The sequence below is a fragment of the Flagellimonas myxillae genome (genome assembly GCF_023502235.1).
In the GTDB taxonomy this organism is placed as follows: Bacteria; Bacteroidota; Bacteroidia; order Flavobacteriales; family Flavobacteriaceae; genus Flagellimonas; species Flagellimonas myxillae.
Map to the genome: position 1 here is coordinate 574,591 of NZ_JAMFLY010000002.1, position 12,310 is coordinate 586,900.

The 12,310-nt window shown below is 43.2% G+C and carries 15 protein-coding genes; all 15 read right to left on the bottom strand.

Features of this window, described 5'->3' with window-relative positions; genetic code table 11:
* Window positions 1-22 precede the first annotated feature (22 nt).
* Window positions 23-463, bottom strand: a complete 441-nt coding sequence (locus M3P07_RS11095) for a YtxH domain-containing protein (protein ID WP_249969980.1) — start codon at window positions 461-463, stop codon at window positions 23-25.
* Between the two features lie 52 nt (window positions 464-515).
* A complete protein-coding gene (locus M3P07_RS11100; protein ID WP_249969981.1) occupies window positions 516-902 on the bottom strand; it encodes a VOC family protein in 387 nt (128 codons plus the stop codon).
* Between the two features lie 2 nt (window positions 903-904).
* On the bottom strand, window positions 905-1,360 hold the full coding sequence (locus tag M3P07_RS11105; protein WP_249969982.1) for a DUF1801 domain-containing protein: 456 nt from the start codon (window positions 1,358-1,360) through the stop codon (window positions 905-907).
* A 224-nt stretch (window positions 1,361-1,584) separates the two neighbouring features.
* Entirely contained in the window at window positions 1,585-2,091 is a 507-nt protein-coding gene (locus M3P07_RS11110; RefSeq protein WP_249969983.1) for a DUF4199 domain-containing protein, read from the bottom strand.
* 101 nt (window positions 2,092-2,192) lie between these two features.
* A complete protein-coding gene (locus M3P07_RS17780; RefSeq protein ID WP_319946571.1) occupies window positions 2,193-2,609 on the bottom strand; it encodes a response regulator transcription factor in 417 nt (138 codons plus the stop codon).
* 9 nt (window positions 2,610-2,618) lie between these two features.
* A complete protein-coding gene (locus M3P07_RS11120; protein WP_249969984.1) occupies window positions 2,619-3,551 on the bottom strand; it encodes a 2-hydroxyacid dehydrogenase in 933 nt (310 codons plus the stop codon).
* 19 nt (window positions 3,552-3,570) lie between these two features.
* Entirely contained in the window at window positions 3,571-3,936 is a 366-nt protein-coding gene (locus tag M3P07_RS11125; RefSeq protein ID WP_249969985.1) for a cupin domain-containing protein, read from the bottom strand.
* Between the two features lie 10 nt (window positions 3,937-3,946).
* A complete protein-coding gene (gene mgtE / locus M3P07_RS11130) occupies window positions 3,947-5,299 on the bottom strand; it encodes a magnesium transporter (RefSeq protein ID WP_249969986.1) in 1,353 nt (450 codons plus the stop codon).
* Window positions 5,286-6,158, bottom strand: coding sequence for a 16S rRNA (adenine(1518)-N(6)/adenine(1519)-N(6))-dimethyltransferase RsmA (rsmA, locus tag M3P07_RS11135; RefSeq protein ID WP_417952674.1), 873 nt, complete (start codon window positions 6,156-6,158; stop codon window positions 5,286-5,288). The genes mgtE and rsmA overlap by 14 nt, the downstream gene beginning before the upstream one ends.
* A 17-nt stretch (window positions 6,159-6,175) precedes the next feature.
* Window positions 6,176-6,484 (bottom strand): gamma-glutamylcyclotransferase family protein, encoded by a 309-nt coding sequence (locus tag M3P07_RS11140; RefSeq protein WP_249969987.1) that lies wholly within the window; start codon window positions 6,482-6,484, stop codon window positions 6,176-6,178.
* A gap of 4 nt (window positions 6,485-6,488) precedes the next feature.
* Window positions 6,489-6,806 carry a DUF4286 family protein gene (locus M3P07_RS11145; protein ID WP_249969988.1) on the bottom strand — a complete coding sequence of 106 codons (318 nt, stop codon included), beginning with the start codon at window positions 6,804-6,806 and terminating at the stop codon, window positions 6,489-6,491.
* A 33-nt stretch (window positions 6,807-6,839) separates the two neighbouring features.
* Complete coding sequence (locus tag M3P07_RS11150) at window positions 6,840-8,627, bottom strand: tetratricopeptide repeat protein (RefSeq protein WP_249969989.1); 1,788 nt, start codon at window positions 8,625-8,627, stop codon at window positions 6,840-6,842.
* Window positions 8,628-8,706: 79 nt separating this feature from the next.
* Complete coding sequence (serS, locus tag M3P07_RS11155; RefSeq protein WP_249969990.1) at window positions 8,707-9,978, bottom strand: serine--tRNA ligase; 1,272 nt, start codon at window positions 9,976-9,978, stop codon at window positions 8,707-8,709.
* 49 nt (window positions 9,979-10,027) lie between these two features.
* Window positions 10,028-11,344, bottom strand: coding sequence for an HTTM domain-containing protein (locus tag M3P07_RS11160; protein WP_249969991.1), 1,317 nt, complete (start codon window positions 11,342-11,344; stop codon window positions 10,028-10,030).
* A 1-nt stretch (window position 11,345) separates the two neighbouring features.
* Entirely contained in the window at window positions 11,346-12,275 is a 930-nt protein-coding gene (locus tag M3P07_RS11165) for a bifunctional riboflavin kinase/FAD synthetase (RefSeq protein WP_249969992.1), read from the bottom strand.
* Window positions 12,276-12,310: the final 35 nt, after the last annotated feature.

The following is a 12,310-nucleotide window of genomic DNA, read 5'->3' on the forward strand; positions in this document are numbered from 1 at the left end:
TTCTAGCTTTTTCTTAACCTTTTTATAACCCTTTAAACCAGTTTTGGAACAACTCGCCAACGAGAAACACAGGTTTTTGTTTACCGTTAATTGCCCCTACAATACTAACTATCCAAAGAATTAATGGGAAAATCCAGCCAATAAGGTTCACAATTGGAATAAAGGCCAGTACCAACCCGACCAAGAATATTCCAAGAACTTGTCTTACATAAAAAGAACCAAGTTCCGTTTTATTGCTGCTATTCATGATAATGGCAATAATCCATCCGATTACTGTTAAGTGGGCAACGATTGCCACCGTCTTACCGCTTTCAGGGTTATTCGCATCAAAGGCCTCTTTTACATCTTCCTTAAAATCCTGGGCGGCTTCCTTAACATCTTCAGCCGCATCTTTGGCAGCTTCTTTAGCGTTGTCAAAAGCTTCTTCAGCTTTATCTCCTAAGTCTTTGTTTTCTTCAGACATTGTTTTAATGTGTTGGTTAATTGTCTTTTAAATGTAACAAATAAATCAATATCTATAGAAATGCTTTATCAACAGGCTCCCAAAGTTCAATTTTGTTGCCCTCTGGATCCATGACCCATCCAAATTTGCCATAGTCGTATTCCTCCATTTCGCCAACCACGGTAACTCCTTCTTTTTTAAGCGTTTCCAACAGTTCCTTTAAATTTTCAACCCTGAAGTTCATCATAAACTGCTTTTCACTGGGCTGAAAATATGTAGTGTCCTCCTTAAAAGGAGACCATTGCGAAGAGCAGTCTTTTCCTTCCTTGTCCTTCCACCAAAAAGTACAGCCGTATTGATCCGTATTTAACCCCAAATGGTTTTTGTACCAATCCTTGATTTGTTGGGGGTCTTTGGTTTTGAAGAAAAAGCCTCCAATTCCAGTAACTCTATTTTTCATAATTATCGCTTTATGTTTTTCTCGTACAATTGGATCCAAGCCTCTGGGCTCATTTTTTGACAGAGCTCTGCGATCAACTCGTAGGGAATGGCATCCATTTTTTTAAATCGGATACAGCTCTTTCCCATATCCAATTTGGTTTTGACGTACTTTGGGTATTCGCCCACAAACCAATCCAGCAACCCCTTGTCCGCATAAATTCCGGAATGGTAAAGCGCTACAAAATTCTTTTGGGAGGCAATATTCACAAAGGGCAATGGCAGTTTGGGGTCACAATGATACCCTCCTGGATACAAGGAGTGTGGAACCACATATCCAATCATTTTATAACTGATACATTCCTCAAAACCTTGCGGCAGATTGTTCTTTACCGTTTCCCTTAATTTGGAAACAGCCGCCTTACGATCTTCTGGAAGTTTGCTGATATACTCGTCTGGGGTCTTCGCATCAATGGTCATAGTTTTTCAATTTAACAGTTAACAATTCTTTGGATTCGGCAAGCACCAAGCACCAAGCACCAAGCACCAAGCACCAAGCTCCAAATCCCAAATTCCAATCTCCAATCTCCAATCTCCAAATTTCAAGTGCCGTGCGCCAATTTCGTATGGACTATTAGTAACTTTCAATTTTTCATTTTCAACTTTCCATTGCTAGCCGAGCACCACGTACCAGATTCTCCACGCTATTTTCGCTGCAGGATCAAAGCTGAGATCAACGAAATAATAAAACCAATTACAAATACGGTCATGGACATTAAGGCAAACGAAAAAAGCGGATTTGAAAACATGGCTTTTTGAGATTCGATTTCAGCAAGTTTCAATTCAAACTCATCTGGAGGTAGAGAGTTTCGCATATCTTTTACCGTTGCTTGATAATATTCCTCCATAAATTCAGGATTCAGGACTTCTGTAAAAAACACATCCAGTAGGCCAAAGGCCACCGCTGTGATCAAACTGATCAAAACGCCTATGGTAAGCGCTTTTTTAAAGGCAATCTTGCCGTGGTTCTCCTTGTCCCTAAAATGTTTGATCCCAAAATACACAAAGCCCAAGGAAACCACCATGGAAGCATATCCAAGTACCTCTTGGGTGGAAAAGGACAGATCGTTCAATAAATACCAACTCGCTAGGAACAACAAACAAATCGTAAGTGCCCCATAAAGTCCGTATCGGATTATTGTTTTTTTCATCACATTTGTTTTAAAAGGGTTGGGTTAAAAGTAGCTAGGGTGGGGAACTATGCACTCATACTAAAGTACCAAAATCCCATTTAATGGTATGGAAAGCCTATTTATGCCGCCAAAATTTGTAGACTTCGGGCATTCTGGATGGCTTGGGTTCTTCGTTTGGCATCTAGCTTTACCAACAAATTGGAAACATGGGTCTTGATGGTACTTTCCGACACAAAAAGCCGGTTCGCGATTTCCTTGTTGGACAGTCCTTTGGAAATGTGGACCAACACCTCATATTCCCTTTCACTTATTCCCAACTGTTCAATCTTTTCGTGATTGATGGTAGTGCGATTTTCTGGTTTTTGGCGCAAGGTTTTTCTATTGATAAAGACACCAATCACAAAAAACACTATGGCAATTGCCGCTATGGCGATTTCAATGGAAAGATTCCCAGAAACGTACGAATACTTGCCAAGCTGAAATAACACAAGCAAGGCAATAATCAATGCGGAAAAAACAAAGATGGTTTTCTTCACCCCCTAAAATTAACAAAATCTGTCTTTGACTTTGTCAACTATGGTCTGTGCCAATTTGATTTTACTTTCTTCAGTCCAGCCCGCCACATGGGGAGTAAGCAAAACGTTTTTGGCCTTTCTTAGATACTTGAAAGCCTTTGGTTTTTGCGCAAACATGTTCTCGAAAGACTTTTTTTCGTATTCCAAAACATCCAGTCCGGCACCAAGTACTTTCCCCGATTTAAGGGCTTTCACCAAATCCTTGGTGACCACACATTTGCCACGAGCTGTATTGATGAGCCAAAAAGGTTTATGAAAAGCTTCGATAAATTCGGTGTTGACCATACCTTCGGTAAGTTCGGTTTGCGGAACGTGAAGGCTCACCACATCTGATTTTTGATGGAATTCCATGATGCCCACCTGCCGGGCATGTTCGTCCCCGACACCACCTATGATGTCGTAACAGATCACCTCGGTTTCAAAACCCCAGAGTTTTTTGGCAAAGGCCTTGCCCATATTCCCATATCCAATAATGCCCACGGTTTTCCCGTCCAATTCCAGACCTCTGTTGCCTTCCCGGTCCCATTTTCCTTTTTTTACCTCCCTATTGGCTTTGGTCATTTTGTTCATTAAGGAGAGCAGCATGCCCAAGGCGTGCTCACCGACGGCATTTCGGTTTCCCTCAGGAGCTGAGGCTAAAAAAATTCCTTTTTCCTTGGCGTATGGGGTATCTATATTTTCCAGTCCTGCGCCCACCCGGCCTATAAATTTTAGGTTGGTGGCCTTATCCAAAAATTGTTGGTCTATGGTAAATCTGCTTCGAATGATGATTCCATCATAAATATGGATTTTAGCTTCGATTTCTTCCTTGGAAGAATTGTAATCCTCATCGTTATGAAAACCCAATTGGGCAAATTGCTCCAATAAGGTTGGGTGGTTGGTATCTAGGTGGAGAACTTTCATTGGCTAAATATACGACTCCCTAGATTTTCGGATAAACGGTCTGGGTTTTTTCGTGTTGGACTGTTCCGGTGTGTGCTGTGGTAAGTTTTTCAAACAATAGCACCTCTACCACTTCGTTGTCCTTGGTCATGGGATTGTGCTCCACACCTTTGGGCACAACAATGACCTCTCCTTCCCTCACGATCTCGGTATGATCCCGAAACTGCATATAGAGGGTACCCTTGATCACTTGGAACAATTCGTCCTCATGCTTATGCGCGTGCCAGACAAACTCGCCTTGCAACTTCGCCAAGAGGACTTGCATTTCGTCCACTATGGCTATTTGATGCGGATGCCATTTCTTGTCGAACTCTGCGTGTTTTTTTTGAAGGTTGATTGCTTTCACGTAATAGAAATTAGATGCCAAGGATAAGTTTGGCAATCCAGAAATAAATAAGGATTCCAAAAATATCGTTGCTCGTGGTGATAAATGGTCCAGTGGCAATGGCAGGGTCAATGCCTCTGCGATTTAAGAACAGGGGTGTAAAGGTGCCGATAAAACCAGCCACCATTATGACAACGATCAGTGAAATGGAGATGGCCAGTGCTGTGGCGAAGTCCCCTTTCCAGATCCAGGTGAAAACCATAAGCAATGCCGCCAGTATTAGCCCATTGAGCAATGCCAGAAGCATTTCCTTGACCAAACGATCGCTGATACTGCCTTTTAGATCATTATTTGCAAGTCCTTGAACAATTATGGCGCTGGATTGCACCCCAACATTACCTGCCATCGCGGCAATTAAAGGGGTAAAATAAAACAGAATGGCATGTTTTGCGATCATTGCCTCAAAACCACCCATGATTCCTGCGGCGCCAAGTCCACCAAGCAGTCCTAAGATCAACCAGGGCAAACGCGCCCGTGTCAATTCCCAGATGCTGTCATCAGCCTCCACATCTTGGGAAATACCGGCTGCCAATTGGTAGTCCTTATCAGCTTCTTCCTTGATTACGTCCACGATATCATCAATGGTGATACGTCCCACCAATCTACCAATTTCATCCACCACAGGGATGGCCTCCAAATCGTATTTGGACATAATTTTAGCAACTTCCTCAGATTTTTCGCCGACCGTAACGGAATCCACTTTTGGAATATAGACATCCTTGATATGTGTTTTGGTGGAGGTGGTCAAAAGATCCTTTAACGAGAGTCGACCTTTAAGTTTTTCCTCATCATCAACTACATAAATGGAATGGACTCGGGTTACATTTTCGGCTTGCGCCCGCATCTCCTTCACACAGGTGAGCACGTTCCAATTTTCATTGACTTTTACCAGCTCCTTGGCCATTAGACCCCCTGCCGAATCCTCGTCGTAACGGAGAAGATCAACAATATCCGCGGCATGCTCCTTGTCCTCAATCTCTGAGATTACCTCTTGGATGATTTCCTTGGGGAGTTCCCCAACGATATCGGCAGCATCATCCGTGTCCAATTCTTCCAGCTCTCCCGCAATTTCCTTGGCAGACAGATTGTTCAGGACGGATTCACGGATATCCTCGTCCATTTCAGCAAGAATGTCCGAAGTCTTCTCGCTATCCAGAAGTTTGATCAGATAGGTGGCCTCATCCACTTTGAGCTCCTCTGCTATTTCAGCAATATCCGCATAGTGGAATTCCTTCATCATTGCCCTAAGCGCGGAATTCTTCTTTTCCGCAATCAGCTGCTTGATGTCGTGAATTAGCTCGTCTGTGAGTTTAAACGGAGTCATTGGCTATCTTCTGGGTTAACCCAATAAAATCAGCTACACCAAGCTGTTCCGGGCGCTGGTCAAAGATAGTATCTTCTTTGAGATTATCGGAGAGGTTAAATGTTTTAAGGCTGTTCCGAAGGGTCTTGCGCCTTTGGTTGAAGGCTGCTTTTACGACTTTAAAAAACAAATGTTCGTCGCAAGGCAGTTGAAGTTCTTTTTTCCGGGTCAGTCGTAGTACCCCTGAATGCACTTTCGGAGGTGGGTCAAAAACTTGTGGAGGTACGCTGAACAAATATTCCGCTGCATAAAAAGCTTGGACCAAGACGGATAAAATGCCATAGGTTTTGGACCCAGGTTGTTCACAAATACGACGTGCCACCTCTTTTTGGAACATACCGGAGAACTCGGGAATCTGTTGACGCCATTCCAACATTTTAAAGACGATTTGGCTAGAGATATTATATGGGAAATTTCCAGTGATCGCAAATTGTTCATTACCGTACAATTTGCTTAGGTCGAATTTGAGGAAATCGGCTTCAACAATGGTGAAACTGCTGTTTTTCTGGAAAACCTCGGAGTGCTCAAATCGAAAACTGTGATTCAGATATATAACGGACTCCTCATCTAGGTCCATGGCCACCAGTTCTAGATCCCGTTGCAACAGATATTTGGTGAGGACGCCCATACCAGGGCCTATTTCAAGTACGTTAGTATACGAATCGAGGGAGAGGGTGTCGGCAATTTTTTGCGCAATGCCCTCGTCTTTAAGAAAGTGTTGCCCCAAATGTTTTTTGGCCTTTACGGCATTGTCAATGTGCCCCTTTGGTTTTTGTTTGGACTTGCCATGGGCAAGCTTTATTTTGTTCTTTTTGGGCACGGGACTTTTTTTGCAAGTTAGTTGGAATTTTTGACATATAACCAGGCTTCAACACCGGATACCAGTGTGAATTTTTCCCTTTTATAGGCACTTGTTTCGTAGATGTCCGCCTTGGTCAAATCATCGGTCGTTACTTTATAGGCAATGCCTTGCACTTTGTCCTTTGGGTTATCAGTGCGTAGCACTAGGGGATAGCGACCATAGATGGCATTTTCCTTTATTTTGAATCCAGGTAGAAAATCAGGATTCCCTTTAAGGGTGCGTCCAAAAATGTACTGTTGCACCTGTTCGTCCTGAAGGGTTCCGTAGGTAAAAAGGAATTCCAAAAGCTTATGGGATTTGTTGACTGATAACCTCTAGCTCTGTCCTAAAGGCAACAAACTTATTGGGGAAAAGTTTTTGTCCATCGGCTCTTAGACGCTCGGCATCATCACTGTAATAAGACTCCAAGGTTTGTCGGTCCTTTGTGGTGTATTGTACCGAGTAGGTGACTCCACCCATATCTTCCTCCACCAAAACCTTGGCCATTTTAGCGTGGGAAAACTTTCCGGTTGCCAACATATCTGGAATGTGTTTGTCCCGCATCCAGGACAACCATTCATCGTGTACACTTTCGTCGATATTGATGGTTACATTGTAAACAAGCATCACTGTGGTTTGGATGCCCAAAAGTAGGAAGAATCAATTAATGACATCGCCCCGGAGCCGCCTAAAATGCTTTCTGGCCTTGGGAAAATAATAGCTATCCTGATAGTTATAGATAATTTTCTCGTAGTGCATTTTTGCCTTTTCGGGCTCATTGAGAAGATTCCTGTACAATTCTCCCAGGGCAAAATGGGCATCGTCCGCCAAAATACCTTGGGCATAGAACTCTACAATTTTTTGATAATTGAACTCGGCGTCCTCATAGCGTTTTTGCCCTTCCAAAAGTTGCGCCTGCTTTAGCAGGGCCTCATCTTCTATTTTTTCGCCCTTGTGGTTTTGCAAAATGTCCTCCAAGACTTCAATGGCTTCCTCGTTCTTGTTCTGATAGGCCAATAAGTCGGCCCTGGCATATTTTTTTAGCGCGGTTTGGGTAGAATCTTCAAGGGAATTATCCGAAATCTGCAGGCTCAATTGCATGGCATCGTTGGCAATGAGTTGGGAGGTGGAGCCGCGCAATACTTTCAATTGGGTCAGGGCCCAATCAAAATCCCCTTTATAAAAACTGGTTTGGGCCACCTTAAATCGGGCATCCTGTCCTAGAACATCATTTTTTAATCGCTTTTGCACTTGGGTAAAGTAGATCAGTGCTTGGTTGAACTTCTGGTCAAATACCAAAATATCCCCTAGGGCCAATTTCACGTACGCCATGGCCCTGTTGCCCAAGGGAAGCTCCAAACTTTGTTTGAGCATGGCAATAGCCGGAGCTGGGGTTTCCTTTCGGAAGGTGAGAAAATTGGCGTAAGCTATCTGCAGCTGTAGGGTTCTGCTTTCGTATCCATATTCTTCCACCAATTCCTGAAACTTTTTTTCAACAGCAGTTAGGGTTTGCTTGTTTGGGTGCTCCAAGTCAATATCGATAAGGTGGAGCTCCGCATTGAGTTTGGAAATGGGATTTTCACTATGGTCCACGATATACTCGAAGATTTTGGTAGCGTTTTCAAAATCCTTATCGTCCAAGGCAATTTGACCCAGATTTTCCAGTCGATCCAGGGAGACTTCATCGGTTCTTTTGTAAATGGCCTTTTCTTGGCTGAAGGCACTGTTATATTGTTTTTGTTGCACAAAAAGCCAGCTCAACAGTTCGTTCCACAGAATATCCGGGTTTTTTTGGGCATTTTTCAGGAGTACTTTTCGAAGAAGGATGTTATTCTGGTCGACCGGGTCTTCCGAAATAAAATCATCAATATTGCGAAGAATATTTGATCGCGAAGTGCGGCCTTCGTGTATAAGATTAAGGTAGGACTGATACATTTTCTCCAACTGCCCTTGCTCGCCATAAATACGGGCCAATTGAAAATCATAGTTAAGTTCCGGTTTCAGCTGCATGGCTTTGGTGTAGGCTTGAATGGCTTGTTCCAAGAGGGCATACTTTTGAAAACGGTAGCCAACACTATATCCAAAATTCGGATTTTCATCGATTTTCTGAATGGCTTTTTGGTAATACTCAGTGGCCTTGTCCGGTTGGTTCTGAAGGGTATAGTTGTATCCTAGCTCAATAAAATAGGTGGGAAACGCGTAAATGTCCGCTACTTTTTTAAGTAGAAATTGTTCTGCGTCGGAATATCTTTCCAGTTGTTGATAACAAGCGACCAACCCTTCGGAATAATCGGTGCGACGGGGGTTCTTTTGCACCAACTTTTCATAGAATACCACTGCTTTTTCGTAATCCCCGTCATTAAAATACTGCTTGGCCAAGAAATCCTCTTGTCCATGGGAAAAATTGAGAAGCGCGAAGTACGATATTAGAAATAAAAGGTATCGCAATAGCTTGTTTTATTTCAAATATAACGTAGAAAACCCCGGAAATCTGTTAAGTCAATCTAAATATATGGGACTCCTCCGCTTATTCAATGCGGTCAAATCCGCAATAGGGAACCAATACCTCAGGAATTTTGATGCCGTCTTTGGTCTGGTAGTTCTCCAAGATTCCGGCCAACACTCGGGGTAAGGCTAATGCACTTCCATTTAGGGTGTGGACCAGCTGGCGTTTTCCATTTTCATCCTTAAAGCGAAGTTTTAACCTATTGGCTTGGAAGGTTTCGAAGTTGGACACCGAACTGATTTCCAACCAACGGTCCTGTGCTGTAGAGAACACCTCAAAATCGTAGGTAAGGGCAGAAGTGAAGCCCAAATCCCCACCACAAAGGCGAAGTATTCGATAGGGCAATTTTAGTTCTTTTAAAATGCTTTTTACGTGCTCGACCATCTCGTCCAAAGCTTTGTACGAAGCCTCGGGATGCTCTACCCGAACCACTTCTACTTTGTCAAATTGATGCAGACGGTTCAGGCCCCTAACGTGGGCTCCATAACTACCGGCCTCCCTTCTAAAGCAAGGAGTGTACCCCGTGTACTTAATGGGTAATTCCGCTGTGGAAAGCATATCGTCCCGATGCAAATTGGTAATGGGAACCTCAGCTGTGGGAATCAGGTATAGGTCATCCGCCTGAACGTGGTACATCTGTCCTTCCTTATCCGGCAACTGTCCAGTGCCATAGCCTGAAGCTTCATTGACCAAATGAGGCAACTGTACCTCGGTATAACCCGCAGCCGTATTCTTATCCAAAAAATAGGAGATCAAGGCACGTTGCAAACGGGCACCCTTCCCTTTGTATACTGGAAAACCTGCCCCTGTGATCTTTACTCCCAATTCAAAATCGATAATGTCGTATTTTTTGGCGAGCTCCCAATGTGGTAGGGCACCATCGGCCAATTCGGGAATGTCACCTTCCCTGTAAACCTCTTCATTATCCTCGTCGGTATTGCCCGCAGGAACAGAATCATGCGGAATATTGGGTACCAAATAAAGTTGCTCTTGTAGCGCTTCAGCTGCCTTGTTCAGGTCTTCCCCCAATTGTTTGGAAGTTTCTTTTAATCCAGCAGTCTGTTCTTTAAGGGCATTGGCCTCTTGCGCTTTACCGGATTTAAATAGCATGCCAATTTCCTTGGAAAGTTTGTTGGATTCGGCCAAGGTCGCATCCAGCTCGGTTTGGAGGGAACGTCTTTTCTCATCCAAATCAAGTACGGCCGAAAGTATGGGCTCGGCATCCATATTCCGTTTTTTCAACGCCTTGATTATGCGCTCTTTGTTTTCCCTAATGGTATGTAATTGAAGCATGGCCTTATTTTGAGCCGCAAATTTAATTCAATCTGGGCAAGATGCGCAACTATTCTTGGGATTGGGAGGGTAAAATCCATTCATTGTGGCTAAAATGTTTCCAAGGAACACCGGCCAAGTCCACTTCAGGGTCTATAAACTTTTGATATGTACCCTTGTTGACCTTCACCTTATTTTCCACAAAAACCTGCACATCCTCACCTTTTTCTGCGTAGTCCTTTTTTAAATATTGGGCAAATTGCCATGTAAAATCTGGATAACACGCCACCTTTCTTCGCTGTTTTTTGGTGAGATGTTCTCCTAGTTTTACGTTGTCCACCTTTCCACTTTCTTTATGTACCACCTTAAATCGAATGGATCCCGAGCGGCTGCGCAACATCATCCGCCAACTTAAACGGTGCCCCTCCTCGGTCCATAGCACATCGTCAGGAAAGGCATGGTGCCTTAGGGGGAGTAACAGCTGTACAGTAAAATAAAGACTTAGGACCGACAAGATCAAACGGCTATTTTTTGGAACTTGGGGAGTGCTGTCCACTTCCACGTTTTTCTTTTTTAAGAAAATGTCCCTTATGGTCTCGGGAGGGAAAAAGAAAACAATAAATGCCAATGAGAGATATGGAAATATCCCGATTTGAAATACAATACTATTGAACAAATGGAAGAATATGGACAATGCCAGGGCAATTTTTCGGGTTGGTCTCCAAAGTAGGGCAGGAACCACCAACAAGTCATAAAAGATACCGAAGAAGGCAACAATTTTGTGCACCCATTTTTCCTGTAAAATATCCCCGATCACATAATAATCCGCTTTGGATCTCATCAAGATCTCAATGATGCTAAAATCCAACCAATCGCCATACAGCTTGGCGACCGAGGCGTAAGTGTACACAATAAAGAGCTGCAGGATTATTGTCCACCTTATCCAATTGTGCATGGTCGTGGAACGGATTGTAGGATTGCGCTTTGCATCCAATGAAAAATCGCGGTTTGCCGGAAAAAAGGCCATGATGTACGACAGCAACATCAATAAGTAATAATGGTTGTTGTACGATGTTTTTTGCATGAGGTAAACCCCGGTCCAAAGGATGGCAAATGCAAAAGCACTCATTCGGTACCGATATCCCAAGGTGATCAATATCCCCAAAGTGCCCATAAGGGCAAAATAGATGTACATCCCATTTCCGGGCAAAGGTTGTAACCATTCAAAACCAATAAAGGTAAAGGTGAACTTCGGGTCCACCAGCGTTTTTCGTACCCACCCGGTTGCTATGGCGCCGTAGCATTCGGCGCTGACCAATAAGCCATAGAATACCCTAAAGACTACAAGCTGGGCATTATCTATTTTTTTGAAGAGAAATTGATTCACCTTATCTCGAAATTAATGTCAATGAGGTCTGTTTGTCCTTCTTTAATTGTTCTTGAAGCTCTTGTACCGAGTCAAATTTGTGTTCATCCCGGATGCGGTGCAAGAGGTCCACTTGGATTTTTTTGCTGTATAGGTCACCTTCAAATTCGAAGAAGTTTACCTCAATGCTTTTTTCGTTTCCCGATACTGTGGGATTGTATCCAATATTCATCATCCCGTAATGGTCTTTATTGTCCAAGCGACTTTTTACCACATATACCCCATTTTTTGGGATGAGCTTGTATGGTTCCGCGATATCCAGATTAGCCGTTGGAAAACCAAATTGCCTTCCCAATCCTTTACCTTTTTTGATGGTACCGGTAAGCATATAGGCGTAGTTTAGGTAATTGTTTGCCGTACTGATATCACCCTCCAAAAGTGCCTTTCTAATTTTGGTAGAACTAACCGAGACATCATCAACCTCTTGGGCGGGAATCTCCTCTACCTCAAAATCCAGCGTGTTCCCAAAGGAAATCAAGTCTTGGATATTGGCGTTGCGGTTACGTCCAAATCTATGGTCATATCCAATTATTATTTTCTTGGTTTTAAGGCTGTTGACTAAAATGTCCCGCACAAATTCGGTGGCCGAAAGTCTGGAAAAATCTTTGGTAAACGGATGAATGATTAAATAATCCAGACCAATGGCATCCAAGATTTTTATTTTTTCTTCCAGGGTATTGAGCAATTTAATGTCTGTATCCTTTTGAAGGACCATACGCGGATGTGGGAAAAAAGTGAGAACAGCGGACTTAAGATCGGCCGTTTTGGCATTATTTATGAGGCGTTCCAGTATTTTGCTGTGGCCAAGGTGCACACCATCAAAGGTTCCGATGGTTACCGCGGTGTTGAAAGATGTATCTGTAAACTGAGAAATGCCTTGGACTGTTTCCACCTAAACAAGAAATAAAAAAGGCTTATTTTTGAATT

Coding starts and splice junctions, on each gene's coding strand:
- M3P07_RS11110 (WP_249969983.1), bottom strand. CDS start 2,091: ATGAAAAAAACAATAATCCGATACGGACTTTATGGGGCACTTACGATT.
- M3P07_RS11095 (WP_249969980.1), bottom strand. CDS start 463: ATGTCTGAAGAAAACAAAGACTTAGGAGATAAAGCTGAAGAAGCTTTT.
- M3P07_RS11145 (WP_249969988.1), bottom strand. CDS start 6,806: ATGCTTGTTTACAATGTAACCATCAATATCGACGAAAGTGTACACGAT.
- mgtE (WP_249969986.1), bottom strand. CDS start 5,299: ATGACTCCGTTTAAACTCACAGACGAGCTAATTCACGACATCAAGCAG.
- M3P07_RS11120 (WP_249969984.1), bottom strand. CDS start 3,551: ATGAAAGTTCTCCACCTAGATACCAACCACCCAACCTTATTGGAGCAA.
- serS (WP_249969990.1), bottom strand. CDS start 9,978: ATGCTTCAATTACATACCATTAGGGAAAACAAAGAGCGCATAATCAAG.
- M3P07_RS11105 (WP_249969982.1), bottom strand. CDS start 1,360: ATGACCATTGATGCGAAGACCCCAGACGAGTATATCAGCAAACTTCCA.
- M3P07_RS11100 (WP_249969981.1), bottom strand. CDS start 902: ATGAAAAATAGAGTTACTGGAATTGGAGGCTTTTTCTTCAAAACCAAA.